Below are 15,540 nucleotides of genomic sequence, written 5' to 3'. Positions count from 1 at the left end.
GCCGACATTAGTCGCAGCAGTGAAGGGCGCCTGACGCTTTCCCTGATACGGTGCGAATTTTGTCGGGCGTACGATCGCGATTCGATCAACGTTTCGTCAGGAGAAAAGCATGGATCGCCGCTTCCGTTGGCTGGCTGTCGCGCTGTCCTGTGCGCTGGCGGGCGCCGCGCATGCGCAGGCCCTCACCGGTACGCTGAAGAAGATCAAGGACACGGGCATCGTGTCGCTGGGCATTCGCGAATCGTCGGTGCCGTTCTCGTATTCGGACAACCAGCAGAAGAACATCGGCTACTCGCGGGACATCGCGTCGCGCATCATCGACCAGTTGAAGACCGAACTGAACCTGCCGAACCTCACGGTGAAGGAGATTCCGATCACGTCGCAGAACCGGATTCCGCTGCTGCAGAACGGGACGATCGATTTCGAATGCGGATCGACGACGAACACGCTCGAGCGGCAGAAACAGGCCGCGTTCTCGAACAGCATTTTTCTCTATGGCATCCGCTTCAGCACGCGCAAGGATTCGGGCGTGAAGGATTTCTCGGACCTGGCCGGCAAGACGGTCGCGACGACGGCCGGCACGTCGGACGAGCGCCTGCTGCGCAAGCTCAACGAAGAGAAAGGGATGAACATGACGATCATCAGCGCGAAGGATCACGCCGAAGCGTTCATGAACGTCACGACCGGGCGCGCGGTGGCGTTCGTGATGGACGAACCGCTGCTGTACGGCGAGATCGCGAAGGACCGCAACCCGGGCGCGTACGCGGTGACGGGCACGCCGCTCGTCCACGAAAACTACGCATGCATGATGCGCAGGGACGATCCGCCGTTCAAGCATGTGGTCGACGGCGTGATCGCGAAGATGCAGACGTCGGGCGCGGCCGAGAAGCTCTACAACCAGTGGTTTACGCAGCCGATTCCGCCGAAGGGCGTGAGCCTCGACTATCCGCTGTCGGCGGAGATGAAACAGTTGTTCAGGAATCCGACTGACCAGGCGCAGTATTGATCGTGATCTAGCAGTGTGGCAGGGGCCGGTGCGTCGTTCTGCCGGTCCATGCAGTCGATGCGCGCCGCGTATGCCGGCTGACGAGTCGGCTTTCATCTCGGCTGCGTTGCAGAAATCGTTGCGTCCGCAATGGGCGCGCACACCTCGGCGGTGATCCCAGGGGATCGCCGCCTTCTCCCGCTCATTTCTCCCCGTCCTGAAACTCGCGTCCGGCACCGGACGACGGCGCATGCGTGCGCGGATGATTCGCGCACGGTGACGCCGTTTCTCGCGTAAACCCGGATTCAGTTATCAATTTTAACTGGTCAGAATCGGCCGAAATTGTTCAACAATCTTCGGTGAAAAATCTCGCAAAGCCGCATGTGGCGGTGCGCGGGAGGCGTTTTGACGTCTATGCGCAGGAGCCGAAAAACCTCAGGAGCCATGCCATGCCCGGTCAGTTCTCGTTTCGACGTTTTCTCGGCGGCGTGTTTGTGCCGCTGGCTTTCGCGTGCTCGCTCGTGTCGGCGGCATCGCTGCAGACGGTGCGGCCCGGCACGCTCCTGGTCGGCTCCGACTTGACGTATCCGCCTTACGCGTACCTGGACGGCGGCAAGCCGGCCGGCTTCGACGCCGAGTTTTCGCGGCTGCTCGCGCGCCACCTGAAGCTTGAGCCTGTCTTCCTCGATACGCGCTTCCCCGACCTGATCCTCGGGATGAAGGCGCGCCGCTTCGACGTCGTTGCGTCGGCACTCTACGTGACGCCCGATCGCCTGAAGCAGGTCGATTTCGTGCCGTACCTGAAGACGGGCGCGTCGCTGCTCGTCGCGAAGGGCGGCGCATACCTGCCGAAAACGCCGCAGGACCTGTGCGGCAAGCGCGTCGGCACGATCAAGGGCGCGTCGTGGACGCCGAAGCTGCGCGTGGTCTCGCAGGACACATGCAAGGCGGCCGGTCGCGGCGAGATTGCGATGCTCGAGTTTCCGACCTCGCCGGAAGCGACGTCCGCGCTGATGTCGAGGGCCGTCGACGTGCAGATCGAGGATGCGGCCGTCGCGCAGGGCATTCCGAAGCAGACGAACGGCCGTGTCGAGCTCAGCTCGACGACGCTGCTGTACCCGATCGTCATCGGCCTCGGCGTGACGAAGGATGACGCGGGTCTGCTGCGCGCGCTGGAGGGGGCGCTGGACGAGGCGAAGCACAGCGGCGAGTACGACAGTCTCGTGAAGAAGTACGGGTTGCAGGCGCCGACCGATGCCGACGTCGCGAACGCGCTCGGCACGGCGAAGTAGTCGCGAAGCGGCAACCGCGCGCCGGGCCGGCGCGCTCGCCCGCCCGGACGCGCGACCCGCGCCGGGCGCTTGCATCACCTATCGGCGGTTGAGGAGTCTTCGATGCAGTTCGATTGGCACTACGCGTTACAACTCTTGTGGGACAGGGATTTCTGGCGCGCCTGCGTCGTCGTCGTGAAGCTCAGCGTATCCGCCTGGTTACTCGGTGTGTTGCTCGGCTTTCCGGTGGCGCTCGCGAGGCAGTCGCACCGAACTGGTCTGAAGCGCGCCGCGAGCGTGTATATCTGGTTCTTCCGCAGCCTGCCGCTGCTCGTGCTGCTTGTGTTCATCTACAACCTGCCGCAGGTGTTTCCCGCCACCAGCGCGGTGCTGTCCGATCCATCCACGGCCGGCTTGATCGCGATGGTGTTGAGCGAGACCGCCTATTTCGCGGAGATCCATCGCGGCGGGATCCTGTCCGTGCCGCGCGGGCAGCTCGAAGCCGGCCGCGCGCTCGGCATCCGTTTCACGGGTATCCAGCGGATGATCGTGATGCCGCAGGCGATTCGCGTCGCGCTGCCCGCGCTCGCGAACGAATTCATCACGATCGTGAAGCTGACCTCGCTCGTGTCGGTGATCTCGCTCGCCGAGATCCTGCTCGTCGGGCAGCGGCTGTACACGCAGAACTTCCTCGTGTTCGAAACGATGCTGGCAGTCGCGTTCTATTACGTGCTGATCGTCACGGTGTTCAGCCGACTGCTCGGTTATCTCGAACGGCACCTCGACGTCAGCCGCCGCACGCCGGCCCAGGCGGGCCCCGCGACCATCGCACTGCCGCTGTCGACGCCGGCCGGCGCGCCGCGAAAGCGCGCGAGTGCCGAATTCGCGTTGCGGCTGAAAGGCATCCAGCAGCGCTACGGTCGTCACGAAGTGCTGAAGGATATCCATCTCGATGTCGCGCCGGGGCAGGTCGTATCGATCATCGGCCCGTCGGGTTCGGGCAAGACGTCGCTGATCCGCACCGTCAACGGCCTCGCGCCGGTGAACGCGGGCGAGATCGATCTGTACGGCGAGCCATTCATTCGTGCGTCGGGCGCGCATCCGCCGCGCGTGCCGCACGACCGGATCCTCGACATCGGCATGGTGTTCCAGAGCTTCAACCTGTTCCCGCATCGCACGGCGTTGCAGAACGTGATGATGGCGCCGTGCTATCACCGGCAGGCGGATACGGAGGCGATCCGGCTGCAGGCACTGTCGCTGCTGTCGAAAGTCGGGATGCTCGACCATGCGAACAAGTACCCGCATCAGCTGTCGGGCGGCCAGCAGCAGCGTGTGGCGATCGCGCGGGCGCTCGCCACGCGGCCGTCGATCATGCTGTTCGACGAGCCGACGTCGGCGCTCGATCCGGAGCTCGTCGGCGAAGTATTGAAAGTGGTCGAGACGCTCGCGAAGGAGGGGATGACGATGATCATCGTGACGCACGAGATGAACTTTGCATTCAAGGTATCCGACCGGATCGTCTTCATGGAGAACGGCCGGATCCTGTACGACGTGCCGCCCGAGAGGATTCGTGCCAGCGCCGATGCGCGCGTGAAGGACTTTCTGCGGCACGTCCATTTCGCATGAACCGCAACGAGCGATCGGCGAGGAACGACAATGGACGCTTCTGATTTACGGCATCCCGACGCGAACGGGCAGGCGTGCGTTGAACGGTTGCGTACCAGCCTCGCGCGTGCCGATGCACATCCTGACGACATCGGGACGGCGTGGCTCGCACGGCGCGACAAAGCGGCGCTGGACGACGCGCGTGCAACGGATGCATCAGCACGCCGCGATGCGTCCGCCGTGCCGCTGGCCGGCGCGGTGCTGACGGTCAAGGCGTGTTTCGATTGCGAAGGCTGGGTCACGCACGCCGGCTCACTTGTCCTGGCCGGCGACCCGCCTGCGCGAACCGATGCCGCGCTCGTGGCAGCGCTGCGCCGCGCCGGCGCGGTGCGAATTGCGCAAACCGCGATGACCGAGTTCGCGTACGGCGCGCTCGGCGTGAACCGCGCATACGGTACACCCGCGACGCCGCTCGATGCGCGACGCGAGCGCGTGGCCGGCGGATCGAGTTCGGGCGCGGCGGTGTCGGTGGCGCTCGGCGCGGCCGATCTGTCGATTGGCTCGGACACGAGCGGTTCGGCGCGCATTCCGGCCGCGTTCTGCGGCGTGGCTGGCTTCAAGCCGTCGCGCGGCCGCTATCCCGATGCGGGCATGCGTTTCCTGTCGACGACGTTCGACGTGCCGGGGATCCTGGCCGCGACGGCTCGCATGTGCCGGCGGGTCGATGCGGTGCTGCATGGTCGCGCCGCCGGCCGGCCCGTACCGGCGAGCATCAAGGACCTGCATTTCATCGTCCCCGAGCGCTTCGCGACGGACGACGTCGACCCGGCAGTCGGACAGGCATTCGACACGTGGCTGTCGCGGCTATCCGCACAGGGCGCGCGCATCGAGCGCAAGCGGCTCGATTGTGCGGTCGAGGCCGGCGCCGCCGCGCGGGCGGGAGGCGTCATCGCGGCTGAAGCGTTCATGCTGCATCGCACGCTGCTGGAAACGGCCGCGGATCGCTACGATCCGCTCGTCGGCCCGCGCATCGCGGCTGGCGAGTACGTGCGCGCTCACGACTACGCGGCCGCGCTGTTGCGCCTGGCGGCGCTGGCCGATGCGTACCACACGGAACTCGGCGATGCGCATGCGGTACTGACGCCGACGGTGCCGATGCTGCCGCCGCGCATTGCCGATCTGGCGGACGAGGCCACATATCTCGCGGCGAACGCACGCGCATTCCGTCTGACCGAATTTGCGAACCGGCTGGACCTGCCGAGCATCAGTGTGCCGGGCGACTGTCGACAGAAGCAGCCGATAGGCCTGTTGCTGACAGGCCGCCGCGGCGACGACGCGTGGCTGCTCGATGTGGCGGTGCTGGTCGAACGCGCATTGACGGATTCCGAATGAACCGAGTTCCGGCGGCAAGCATCGTCTTGCCATTTCTCATCGTTATTATTCAGAGGTGCTCATGATCGTCGTAAGGTCAGCCGATATCGCCCATACCGAACGCCACGCGCACGGCCCGGGCTGGGACAGCAAGCGCATGATCGTCAAGCAGGACGGCGTCGGCTATTCCGTTCACGAGACGCGCGTGCATGAGGGTGCGGAGTTGCATCTGCACTACAAGCATCACTTCGAAACCAACTACTGCGTGGCTGGTGAAGGGGAAGTCGTCGAAACGGCGACCGGCGACGTGCACCGGATCACGCCCGGCACGATCTACGCGCTGAACCTGAACGATCCGCACATCCTGCGGGCGACGCGCGGCGATCTGCATCTCGTATGCGTGTTCAATCCGCCGCTGACGGGGCTCGAGACGCATCGCGACGACGGCAGCTACGCGCTGCCGGCGGGCGAAGAAGCGTGACGGCGTTCGATGCCGGATTCGTGCGTGCCGCGTTGCGTGGCACGCATGCAGGAGGCAGGACGCCGGCTCAGGCCGCGTCGCGCTGGCTGCGCCTGATCGCGTCGAGCAGCATCCGCTCGGAATCGTCGAGATAGCGTGCGAGCGCGGTGACGGCTTCGCTGCGACGGTTCTGCGTGAGCAGTTCGTAGATCCGGTATTCGCGCTGGATCCAGTCGGCCGTCTGCACGCGCTTCTCGTCGGGATCGGACGCGAATACGAGGCGCAGCTGTGCCGAGATGGTCCGGAAGAACTCGTCGAGCAGCGTCGACTTCTGCAGTGCGACGATATGCTGGTGAAACCGCAGGCTGTGCGTGCCGACGGCCTGCCAGTTCTCCTTGTCGAGTTCGCGCTCGGCGGCGCCGATGGCCGCCTGCATTTTCTCGAGCAGCGCCGGCTGTGCGAGTTCGGCCGTGTTCAGCGCATGCAGTTCGAGCGTGCGGCGCGCGACATAGAGATCGCGCACGTCCTGGCGATTGAGCGTGCGTACGACGACACCCTTGTGCCGCACGAACGTGACGAGCCCTTCGCGGCCGAGCTGGTGCAGGACTTCGCGAAGCGAGTTGCGCGACGTATCGTATTCGGCCGCGAGGTCCATCTCGATCAGCGCCGTGCCGGGCGGCAGCTTGCCGCTGATGATGTGTTCGCGCAGTTGATGGCTGATCCGGTCGGCGACCGATTGTCCCCGCGCTTTTTCGCTTGCCATGCTGTTCGTTTGCTCCTCTCCTGATCGTATGCCGCCGGCGTCGCCGGCCGGCGGCGTTGCGTCATTCTACGGGCTGTGTCACACGGTCTTGCCGTGCTGCCAGTCTGCCTGGGGCGGCTGCATCCCGTGCAGGCCCTTGTACGGCGCGACGGGCGGCGACGACCAGCCTTCCAGCAGGCCCGGATCGAGCCGATATACCTCGACGCCGAGCGGCCGGCACACGTCGATCGGGTCGCGCGCATCGGGGCCCCACATCGGCACCGACAGGTCGCCGCCCGGACACGTGGACATCGCGCACAGCAGGTCGATCTCGGCGAAGAACTCGAGATAGTCGCCCGCCTGCGCGGGGCAGGCCTTCATGAAGTATTTGTCGTCGTCGTTCAGGCCCGTGCACTGGAACACGTTCAGCACGTCGTGCACGTCGAATTCGGTCAGCCCGTACGGCGCGACCGCGCGCACGAGATTCGAGTGGCAGTGGAAATGGAAGTCCTCGCCGGTCAGCAACTTGTTGACGTACGGATCGCAGCGCGTGCCGAGCAGGTCGTGCACGCGGCCGCCGTCGCCGTCGACGCCATAGCCGGCAAGCGTGTCGTCGGTGATCGTGACCATCGGGCGCAGGTAGGGCAGCGTCGACCAGATGCGGTCGAACGTCGTCACGTGCGCCGCCTGCAGCTGGCGCGTGCGCGACGCCCACATGCGCTCGCGCGGATTGTGCAGGTTCCACATGTTGAAGTCGGCGACCTGCGGACCTTCCAGCGTGACGATGCGGAATACGTGACCGGCAGGCACCGTCCACGCGAAGCCGCTGCGAATCGGCACGACGTGCGATTCGATGCGTTGCCGCGCGTCCTTGCGTTGCGCGATCGCGGAGTAAAAGGACCGGTCGACGTTCAGGACGGACCCTTTGGTGACCTGATAGGCGGCGGGATAGTTCGACATGACGCGGTGCTCTCGGGGAAATTTGCAGACGTGGATATCCGGCCGAAATCCTTGTCGGTGGCCGGTCAGGCGTCAACGAGCATGTTGGATTGTTCAACAATTAGTGGCGCTGCGGGGAGTATAGGGCGAAGGCGGGGAGGCGTGTCAATGGGTGGAAAGTACGGGGGCGGCGGACGAATGTGCACGCGGCTCGGCGAGTGTGTCCGGGCATGCCCCGATGGACGTTCAACCTCGCCCGCGCCATGGGAATCGCATCGGTTGCCGTAACAACAGGCACAATATGCGACCCGGCACGCTGCGCACGCGTGTTCACAATGCGAACACACGGGTCGCGCCGCGTCGTCGCCGCCCGAATCCTTCCCAGTCGTCATGAACGCCACGCTCACTCCCGCGCGCGAGCCGAATTCGCCGCGCTTCCTGCTGTTCCTGATCTGCCTGTTCGCGTCCGCGGGCCAGCTCGCGATCGATATCTACGTGCCTGCGCTGCCCGACATGGCGCGTTCGTTCGCGACGACGCCGCAGGCGATCCAGTCGAGCGTGTCCGGCTACATGGCGGCCTACGCGCTCGGCCAGCTCATCTTCGGCCCGATCGCCGACGCGTACGGGCGCAAGCGCGTGCTCGCGTTCGGGCTCGTGATCTACACGCTCGGCTGCCTGCTGTCGCTCGGCGCGCAGAACCTGGAGACGTTCGTGCTGGCGCGCTGCCTGCAGGGTTTCGGGATCGCGACCACCAACCTGCTGGCGAAGGCGATCATCACCGATTCGTTCTCCGGCCAGGCGCTGATGCACGCGTTCACGTACATGTCGATCGCATGGGGGCTCGCACCGATCGTCGCGCCGGTGATCGGTGCGCACCTGCAGGAATGGTTCGGCTGGCGCGCCTGCCTCGTGTTTCTGCTCGTCTACTCGCTGGTGATGTGGGCGCTGCTGTGGCGCTATCGGGAAACCTTGCCGAAACCGGTGCATCTCGAGCCGCGCACGCTGATCGCGAACGCGGGCAAGGTGCTGGCGAGCCCGGTGTTCCAGAGCTGTTTCCTCGCGCAGGGGCTGTGCTACAGCATCCTGCTCGTGTTCAACATCGTCGGGCCGTTCATGGTGCAGACCACGCTGCACAAACCGCCGACCTTCTTCGGCTATCTCGCGCTCGGCATTGGCCTGATGTATTTCCTCGGCGGGCTGTCGAACCGGATTCACGGGCGCGGGCTGCCGAGCGCCGAGCAACGGCTGCGCATCGGCGCGCGCGTGATGGCGGGTGCGTCGGTCGCGATGCTGGTGCTGGCGCTGACCGTCGGCCTGCGCGTGTGGACGCTCGCGACGCCGGTGCTCGTGATGGGCTTCTGCGCGGGCGCGATGTATCCGACGCTGATGGCCAAGGGCAATTCGCTGTTTCCGCATATCGCCGGCCTGACGAGCGCGATCCTCGGGTGTGCGCTGCTGCTCGTGTCGTCCGCGATGATGGGGCTGGCCGGCTTCGTGTCGATCCACGTGCTGACGCCGCTCGCGGTGTTTTTCGTCGCGCTGTCGTTCATCGTCGTATGGATGGTGACGAAGCTGCTGCGGTATCTGACGCAGCAGCAGGCCGCGACCGTCGTGTGCGGGAGTGGGGAAGCCGCGTAGGCGTTTCGTTGATCGATCGCGAGCGGTGGCGACGCGGGCGAACGGCCTCGCTCGCCGGACCGCTTGCGCCACATACCGCGTCCGACCGAACCATGAGCCTGATCCTGCTGAACCGCGTCGCCCGATCCGACGCCGCCGACCTGATCGTCGCCAACCGCGCGAGCCGGAGCCACCATCTGCCGTGGGTCGACTCGTTCACCGATCAGGCAGGATTCGACCAATGGTTCGCCCGCTGTCTGACGGGGCCGAATATCGGCCTCGTCGCGCGGGAACGGGCGTCCGGGGCGGTGGTCGGTGTGGTGAACCTCAACGAGATCGTCGGCGGCGTGTTTCAGAGCGCGTATCTCGGGTACTACGGGATGGCGGATTGCAGCCGCAAGGGGCTGATGACGGATGCGTTGCGCGCGACGATCGGCGTCGCGTTCGGCGAGCTCGGGCTGCATCGGCTCGAAGCGAACATCCAGCCCGGCAACCACGCGTCGATCGCGCTGGTTCGGCGGCTCGGTTTCCGGAAAGAGGGGTTTTCGCCGCGCTATCTGCGCATCGGCGGCGAATGGCGCGACCACGAACGGTGGGCGCTGCTGGCCGACGACGAGAACGAAGCGGGCGCCTGACGTTTGGTTCCTTGCGCGCCGCAGGCCGCTTACAGCGGATGCGCGGCGCCGGCCTGCGTCAATAGCGAAACGGCGACCGGATCCGGCAATCCATTCGAATCGATCGCGCCCGCTTTCGCCAACGCACCGAGATCGCTGTCGACGCCCGGTTGCCCGACCACGAACGACGTGGTCAGGAACGCCGGCGTCGTCAGCGTGACCGCATACCGCTGCTGCAGGTTCGTCACGACGGCGGATTGCGCGGCCTGCACGGCGTTCGGGCTGCCCATCACCTGCTGGAAGTGCAGATTGCCCTGGAAATTGCCGATCAGCCCGGCCGTGTTCGTGCCGAGCTGTGCCGCGAGATAGACCAGCATCAACTCGGTTTCGGGCGTCGTGTTGAAGGTGCCGCCCGCGTACGCGAGCGAATGCAGGCTCGTGCCGCCCGACGTCACGGTGATGACGCACGGCAGCGCGGCGTTGACCGTCACACGGTAGTTGCCGCCGCCGTCCGTCAGCGTCGTCGCGGAGCCTGCCGCGCAACTGACCGCTACCGGCGCGCTCGCGAGCGCGCTGCCCGTGGCAGCCGTGCCGGACAGCGAGACGGTTTGCGTGTTGTTGTTGTTGTTGAAGCAGACATCCACGCCGAAGCAGGCGTCGCCGTTGCAGGCCTGGAGCGTCGCGAGCGCTGCGACGCAGAGCGCGCCCAGCGCGGGGCGGGTGAAGTGTGTATGGCGAATGTTCATGGTCGCGGGCGTCCGGGAGAAGGAAGCAACCGGTGCGCCCGGAGAAGCGGCGCTGTTCATATTCTAGATTCCCGATCCGCGAACTGCTCGCCTGTTTGCCTGTCCAGCCGGAAACCTTTCAGTTCCCTTCGCAATTGGTTATGCTGCGGGACGACTAAAAACGACGAGAGAACGCGCCGTTGCTGAGGGAGCAGGCGTGCCGTTTCCGACATGAACTTGAAACGACAGACGGGGCGGCCGCGCCCGACGGGTTGCGAGGGCGATCCGGCATCGCGGGCAGGCACGACTCGACACGACGGACGCCCCACGCGCACGCGCAGCACGATCGCCTTTACCGGGATAGGGAAAGCGGTGACTGCCGTGCTGACGGGCGCAACGCTCCTTTACAGTTTGGCGTTCGCCGCGCCGGACGGCGGCGCAGATGGCGCCATTGCGTCGGCAGCCGGCGCACCGTCCGCGTCGGCGCCATCGGCCTGCACGCACGCGGCTGTAGCAGCGGCTACTTATCCTGTCGCCACTGATCCCGAAGCGGCGCCGCCGCTGAAAGGCCGAGTGACGGACATGACCGGCGCGCTGAGCGCCGCATGCGCGACCGAACTGACCGAGCGCCTCGCTGATCTCGAGCGCCGGCTCGGCGTACAGATGGCGGTGCTGCTGGTCGGCTCGACGGGCCACGCGACGATCGAGCAGTTCGCGACTGCGGTGTTCGAGCAATGGCGTCTAGGCGAGAGCAAGATCGACAACGGCCTGCTGCTCGTCGCGGCGCTCAACGACCATACCGTGCGGATCGAAGTCGGCTATGGGCTCGAAGGCGCAATTCCGGACATTGTCGCGGGCCGGATCATCCGCGAACGGATCGTGCCGGCGTTTCGCGAGAACCGGATCGAGGCCGGCGTGAGCGATGCAGTCGCTGCGCTCACGCTCGAGATGACGCCGCCGGAGATGGCTACGTCGACCGACGCACGGCGGGATGACGAGGTGGCCGACCTCGCGTCCCGCGACAGCCGGGCGGGCGATGAGCGGCGGATGTCGAACGGATTGCTCGAGAACCCGCCGGTCGAGTACGGCAGTTTCACGTTCTGGCTCCTGCTCGGGCTGGCCAACGTCGCATTGGGTGCCGTGACCGCGTGGCGCAAGCTGCGCTGGCAGGTGATGCTCCCGGCAAGCTATCTCGTCGCGACGATCGTGCCGATCGTGATGCTGCCGGTCGGCGCGATCTTCGACGGCAATCTCGAGGCGATCCTGGCGGCCCTGGCATTGGTTCCGACGAGCGTGGGCGTCGGGGCATGGCTGCTCGGCATCGGTGTCGTCCGGTCCGCACCCATCCGCAAGTACGCGGCGATCATCGGCGGCACGCTGCTGGCGTTGATCGCGATCGGGCACTGGATGGGCTATTCGCCCGGCGAAGTCCTGGTGACGGTATTTTGCGTGCTGACGCTGATCCTCGGAATCATCGACAAGCTCACGGGCGGAAGCTCGTCGTCTTCGTCCTCGTCGTCATCCGGTTTCAAATGGCCGTCGTCAGGCTCGCGCGCGGACTCCGATTCGTCGAATTCCGATTCGTTCAGCGGCGGCGGTGGGTCGAGCGGCGGCGGGGGCGCATCGGGTCGCTGGTAACCACCAGGCGCCATACGCAGCGCACCTGCGCAAACAACGTTTCTTTTCACTACCGCTCCGCCCGGAGCGCTCAACCGGAAGTCTCCAACAATGAAATGGTTTCGAATCCTGCTCGTGTGCTGCTTACTGGCTCCGCTCGCGGGGTGCGGCTATAACGCGATCCAGTCGTCCGATGAGGACATCAATGCGGCGTGGTCCGAAGTGCTGAACCAGTACCAGCGCCGCGCCGATCTCGTGCCGAATCTCGCCGCGTCGGTGAAGGGCTATGCGTCGCACGAGGAGCGCGTGCTGACCGAGGTGGCCTCGGCCCGTGCGCGCGTCGGCAGCGTGCAGATGACGCCGGAGATGGCGAAGGATCCGGCCGCGCTCGCGGCGTTCGATCAACGGCAGGGCGAACTGTCGGGCGCGCTGAGCCGGCTGATGGTGGTGTCCGAACGCTACCCGGAGCTGAAGGCCAACGAAGCGTTCCGCGACCTGCAGACGCAGCTCGAAGGCACGGAAAACCGCATCGCGGTCGCGCGCGGCCGCTACATCAAGACGGTGCAGCACTACAACGTGCAGATCCGCCAGTTCCCGGGCGTCGTGATCGCGAAGATCTTCGGCTACCAGCCTCGCCCGAACTTCAGCGTTGCGAACGAAGCGTCGATCTCGACAGCTCCGGCACTGGACTTCTCCGCGCAGCCGCAGAAGGCGAACGCGGCCGGCCAGTAAGCAGCCGGCTCACGCGCTCAAGGCTTGCGCGCGGCCGTCTTCGCGAACGCGCCGCGCACCTCGAAGCCGATCGCATCCGCGACGTTGCCGCGCGCGTCGACGAGTTCGAGCCGGTGCCGGCCCGGCCACGGCATCCACGCGACGCGGTCGGCATGCCCGATCACCTTGTCGTCGAGCCGCCACGCGAACCGCGCGGCGCGCCCGGCCGAGCGTTCGAACCAGATCCGCTGGTTCTTCGGCGGAATGTCCGGGTCGATCGCGAAGATCGTGCCGTCGGTCGGCGCGCCGATCGTCAGCGGCGCGCGCGCACCGTCCTTGCCCGGCGTGACGGGCGCGGCGAGCCGGATCGTGTCGACCGCCGTTCCCGCGATGAACCACTCGCTGCGCGCCGGCTCGATGTCGCGCTCGAACGTGATGCGGCGCGTCTCGACGCCGGCCGGCGCGCGCGGCGCGCGGCTCGGCAGATCGCGGTGCAGGTAGCCGACGACGGCCGACCACACGGGCGACGCGCCCGTGACACCCGACACGTCCCACATCGGCGAGCCGTCCGCGTTGCCGACCCACACGCCGACCGTATAGCGTGACGTGAAGCCGACGGTCCAGTTGTCGCGCATGTCCTTGCTCGTACCGGTCTTGACCGCCGAGAAGAAGCGCGTCGCGAGCGGGTTGTCGAAGCCGAACGTGCGTACGCGCGCATTGTTGTCGGAGAGGATGTCGGTAACGACGAAGCTGGCCGCCTCGCTGAACACGCGCGTGCCGCTGTCCGTACGCGCGGGCGCCGATGCGCCGGGTGCCGGTGCCGGCGCGGGCAGGTCGACGACCTTGCGCGCGACGCCGCCGTTCGCGAGAGCGCGATACGCGTTGGTCAGCGACAGCAGCGTGACGTCGGCACTCCCGAGCGCGAGGCTGAAGCCGTAGTAGTCGCCTTCCTGCGCGAGCGGCAGGCCGAGCGCGGTCAGCGTGCGCGCGAAGCGGTGCGGCGTGACGAGCACGAGCGTGCGCACGGCCGGCACGTTCAGCGAGCCGCCGAGCGCGCTGCGCACGCTCACCCAGCCCTTGAAATCCTTGTCGTAGTTCTGCGGAATGTACAGGCCGCCGCCGGCGGCGAGGTTGATCGGCGCGTCGTCGAGCAGCGACGCGGCCGTCAGCCGCTTTTCGTCGAGCGCCTGCGCATAGAGGAACGGCTTGAGCGTCGAGCCGGCCTGGCGCGGCGCGAGCACGGCATCGACATCGCGCGCGCTCGACAACGCGCCCGACGATCCGACCCATGCGCGAATCTCGCCGGTCGCGTTGTCGATCACGACGACCGCACCGTCCTGCACGTTGCGCCGGTGCGCGGGCGCGTTGAGTTCGGTCAGCGCGCGCATCAGCGTGTCGCGCGCGAAGCGCTGCAGCGGTGCATCGAGCGTCGTGCGGACCTGCGCGCCGGCCGCCGGCCTGACCTCGGCGGCGATGCGCCGCGCGAAGTGCGGGGCGAGGGCGGCACCGTCGTCGCGTATGGCGTTGGTTGGACGCGCTGTGACGAACTGCACGTAGCCGTCGAGCGACGCGCACGCCTGCTCGGCATGCATGTCGCGCAGGATCCGGCACGCGCGCTCGGCGACCTTCGCGGCCGTCGCGTTGGGCGCGCGTACGAGTGCGGCCGCGATCGCGGCTTCGCGCGCGTCGAGGCCCGACGGCGCCTTGCCGAACAGTACCTGCGACAGCGCGCCGAGCCCGACCGTCTCGCCGCGGAACGGCACGAGATTCAGGTACGCCTCGAGGATCTGGTCCTTGCGCCAGCCGCGTTCGAGCAGCAGCGCGTTCATCGCCTGCGTGGCCTTCTGCGGCAGCGAGCGCTGGCCCGAGCGGCGCGGCGAATCGCTGAGCAGCCCGGCGAGCTGCATCGTAACGGTCGACGCGCCGCGCGTGCGCTCGTTCCACAGGTTACCCCACGCGGCGCCGGCGATCCCGCGCCAGTCGACGCCGCTGTGTTCGTAGAAGCGCTTGTCTTCGGAGACGACGATCGCCTCGCGGAAAGCGGGCGATACGTCCGCGAGCGACACCCAGTCGCCGCGCCGTTCGGTGAGGTCGATGCGCGTGCGCTGCAGCGGCGTGCCGTCGCGCGCGAGCAGCACCCAGTCGGAACTGCGCCAGTTGCGGCGCACATCGTCGTAGCTCGGCAGCGCATGCGCGACGAGCGGCGCGGCCAGCACGACGGCGACGAATATGCGGCCGGCCAAACGCGCCGGCCGCGGCAAAACCCGATCGATCATCACGCGCTCACTGCTTGGCCGCGTCGGCCGGCTTCACGGTCATCGGCGGGTTCGGCCACAGGCCGTACACGGATGGCGCGTACAGCGCCTCGACGCGCGTCGGCGGCAATCCGAATGTGCCGACGTTGTTCAGCCGCACCGTGTACTCGACCGAGAATTTGCCCTTCGGCAGATAGTCGTAGTACGCGCGGTAGCCGTCGAAGTCGCGCTCGATGAACGCCGGCCACGCGCCGTCGGGCGTCTTTTCGCCCTGCGTCGCCGCTTCGGAGTCGCGGCCGAGGCCCGAACCGAGGATCGTCGCGCCGGACGGGATCGGATCGTTGACGACGACCCACGTCATGTCGCTCTGCGCATCGATGTCGAGATGCACGCGCACGACGTCGCCGCGCGTCAGCACGCCCTTGACGGCGGGCGACACCGGCGTGACGGTCTTCGTGATCCGGTAGCCGGCCGCGAACGGCGAGCGCAGCGGCACGGCCGCGAGGCTCTCGACCGTCGCCCACGGGCGCCCGGTGCCTTCCTGCGTGACAGACAGCGTGGCCGGCGCCTGCGACGCGCGCGGCCACGGCATCAGCACGCTGCGCGCGGCGGCGGCGCGGGTCGCGGC

At 66.9% G+C, this 15,540-nt stretch carries 14 protein-coding genes; 9 read left to right on the top strand and 5 right to left on the bottom strand.

The window, feature by feature from the left end:
• The first annotated feature begins 109 nt into the window (after window positions 1-109).
• The 5 genes from ACPUER_RS09870 to ACPUER_RS09850 all read left to right on the top strand — a co-directional run bounded on the left by ACPUER_RS09870 (window position 110) and on the right by ACPUER_RS09850 (window position 5,713).
• Complete coding sequence (locus ACPUER_RS09870) at window positions 110-1,006, top strand: glutamate/aspartate ABC transporter substrate-binding protein (protein ID WP_425130977.1); 897 nt, start codon at window positions 110-112, stop codon at window positions 1,004-1,006.
• Window positions 1,007-1,434: 428 nt separating this feature from the next.
• A complete protein-coding gene (locus tag ACPUER_RS09865; RefSeq protein WP_425130976.1) occupies window positions 1,435-2,277 on the top strand; it encodes an ABC transporter substrate-binding protein in 843 nt (280 codons plus the stop codon).
• A 102-nt stretch (window positions 2,278-2,379) separates the two neighbouring features.
• Entirely contained in the window at window positions 2,380-3,882 is a 1,503-nt protein-coding gene (locus ACPUER_RS09860) for an amino acid ABC transporter permease/ATP-binding protein (protein WP_425130975.1), read from the top strand.
• Between the two features lie 30 nt (window positions 3,883-3,912).
• Window positions 3,913-5,253, top strand: coding sequence for an amidase family protein (locus ACPUER_RS09855; protein ID WP_425130974.1), 1,341 nt, complete (start codon window positions 3,913-3,915; stop codon window positions 5,251-5,253).
• A gap of 61 nt (window positions 5,254-5,314) precedes the next feature.
• Complete coding sequence (locus tag ACPUER_RS09850; protein WP_425130973.1) at window positions 5,315-5,713, top strand: ectoine synthase; 399 nt, start codon at window positions 5,315-5,317, stop codon at window positions 5,711-5,713.
• A 67-nt stretch (window positions 5,714-5,780) separates the two neighbouring features.
• Here ACPUER_RS09850 and ACPUER_RS09845 read toward each other — a convergent pair whose 3' ends face one another.
• On the bottom strand, window positions 5,781-6,455 hold the full coding sequence (locus tag ACPUER_RS09845; RefSeq protein ID WP_175959261.1) for a GntR family transcriptional regulator: 675 nt from the start codon (window positions 6,453-6,455) through the stop codon (window positions 5,781-5,783).
• A 78-nt stretch (window positions 6,456-6,533) separates the two neighbouring features.
• Window positions 6,534-7,394, bottom strand: a complete 861-nt coding sequence (locus ACPUER_RS09840) for an urea carboxylase-associated family protein (RefSeq protein ID WP_175959260.1) — start codon at window positions 7,392-7,394, stop codon at window positions 6,534-6,536.
• Window positions 7,395-7,763: 369 nt separating this feature from the next.
• Between ACPUER_RS09840 and ACPUER_RS09835 the strand changes: the two genes are divergently transcribed.
• Both ACPUER_RS09835 and ACPUER_RS09830 read left to right on the top strand, forming a co-directional pair.
• On the top strand, window positions 7,764-9,011 hold the full coding sequence (locus ACPUER_RS09835; RefSeq protein ID WP_175959259.1) for a multidrug effflux MFS transporter: 1,248 nt from the start codon (window positions 7,764-7,766) through the stop codon (window positions 9,009-9,011).
• A 92-nt stretch (window positions 9,012-9,103) separates the two neighbouring features.
• Window positions 9,104-9,625, top strand: a complete 522-nt coding sequence (locus ACPUER_RS09830; protein WP_425130972.1) for a GNAT family N-acetyltransferase — start codon at window positions 9,104-9,106, stop codon at window positions 9,623-9,625.
• Between the two features lie 29 nt (window positions 9,626-9,654).
• On the opposite strand, the gene ACPUER_RS09825 is transcribed toward ACPUER_RS09830, so the two are convergent.
• Entirely contained in the window at window positions 9,655-10,350 is a 696-nt protein-coding gene (locus tag ACPUER_RS09825) for a hypothetical protein (RefSeq protein ID WP_425130971.1), read from the bottom strand.
• 561 nt (window positions 10,351-10,911) lie between these two features.
• Between ACPUER_RS09825 and ACPUER_RS09820 the strand changes: the two genes are divergently transcribed.
• Both ACPUER_RS09820 and ACPUER_RS09815 read left to right on the top strand, forming a co-directional pair.
• Window positions 10,912-11,967: a TPM domain-containing protein gene (locus ACPUER_RS09820; protein ID WP_425130970.1), complete on the top strand. Its 1,056-nt coding sequence runs from the start codon at window positions 10,912-10,914 to the stop codon at window positions 11,965-11,967.
• Window positions 11,968-12,057: 90 nt separating this feature from the next.
• On the top strand, window positions 12,058-12,678 hold the full coding sequence (locus tag ACPUER_RS09815; protein WP_072438790.1) for a LemA family protein: 621 nt from the start codon (window positions 12,058-12,060) through the stop codon (window positions 12,676-12,678).
• A 17-nt stretch (window positions 12,679-12,695) separates the two neighbouring features.
• On the opposite strand, the gene pbpC is transcribed toward ACPUER_RS09815, so the two are convergent.
• Together pbpC and ACPUER_RS09805 are read right to left on the bottom strand one after the other, a co-directional pair.
• Window positions 12,696-14,933: a penicillin-binding protein 1C gene (gene pbpC / locus ACPUER_RS09810; RefSeq protein ID WP_425130969.1), complete on the bottom strand. Its 2,238-nt coding sequence runs from the start codon at window positions 14,931-14,933 to the stop codon at window positions 12,696-12,698.
• 7 nt (window positions 14,934-14,940) lie between these two features.
• Window positions 14,941-15,540: hypothetical protein (locus ACPUER_RS09805; protein ID WP_425130968.1), on the bottom strand; the 600-nt coding region annotated here is incomplete at its 5' end.

The sequence above is a fragment of the Burkholderia sp. DN3021 genome (assembly GCF_049805555.1).
GTDB lineage: Bacteria > Pseudomonadota > Gammaproteobacteria > Burkholderiales > Burkholderiaceae > Burkholderia > Burkholderia pyrrocinia_C.
This window is presented reverse-complemented; position numbering and strand designations above follow the sequence as displayed.

Excerpts from the sequence above, each read along its gene's own strand:
- ACPUER_RS09870 (WP_425130977.1), top strand. The coding sequence starts at position 110 with ATGGATCGCCGCTTCCGTTGGCTGGCTGTCGCGCTGTCCTGTGCGCTG.
- ACPUER_RS09865 (WP_425130976.1), top strand. The coding sequence starts at position 1,435 with ATGCCCGGTCAGTTCTCGTTTCGACGTTTTCTCGGCGGCGTGTTTGTG.
- ACPUER_RS09860 (WP_425130975.1), top strand. The coding sequence starts at position 2,380 with ATGCAGTTCGATTGGCACTACGCGTTACAACTCTTGTGGGACAGGGAT.
- ACPUER_RS09855 (WP_425130974.1), top strand. The coding sequence starts at position 3,913 with ATGGACGCTTCTGATTTACGGCATCCCGACGCGAACGGGCAGGCGTGC.
- ACPUER_RS09850 (WP_425130973.1), top strand. The coding sequence starts at position 5,315 with ATGATCGTCGTAAGGTCAGCCGATATCGCCCATACCGAACGCCACGCG.
- ACPUER_RS09845 (WP_175959261.1), bottom strand. The coding sequence starts at position 6,455 with ATGGCAAGCGAAAAAGCGCGGGGACAATCGGTCGCCGACCGGATCAGC.
- ACPUER_RS09840 (WP_175959260.1), bottom strand. The coding sequence starts at position 7,394 with ATGTCGAACTATCCCGCCGCCTATCAGGTCACCAAAGGGTCCGTCCTG.
- ACPUER_RS09835 (WP_175959259.1), top strand. The coding sequence starts at position 7,764 with ATGAACGCCACGCTCACTCCCGCGCGCGAGCCGAATTCGCCGCGCTTC.
- ACPUER_RS09830 (WP_425130972.1), top strand. The coding sequence starts at position 9,104 with ATGAGCCTGATCCTGCTGAACCGCGTCGCCCGATCCGACGCCGCCGAC.
- ACPUER_RS09825 (WP_425130971.1), bottom strand. The coding sequence starts at position 10,350 with ATGAACATTCGCCATACACACTTCACCCGCCCCGCGCTGGGCGCGCTC.
- ACPUER_RS09820 (WP_425130970.1), top strand. The coding sequence starts at position 10,912 with ATGACCGGCGCGCTGAGCGCCGCATGCGCGACCGAACTGACCGAGCGC.
- ACPUER_RS09815 (WP_072438790.1), top strand. The coding sequence starts at position 12,058 with ATGAAATGGTTTCGAATCCTGCTCGTGTGCTGCTTACTGGCTCCGCTC.
- pbpC (WP_425130969.1), bottom strand. The coding sequence starts at position 14,933 with ATGATCGATCGGGTTTTGCCGCGGCCGGCGCGTTTGGCCGGCCGCATA.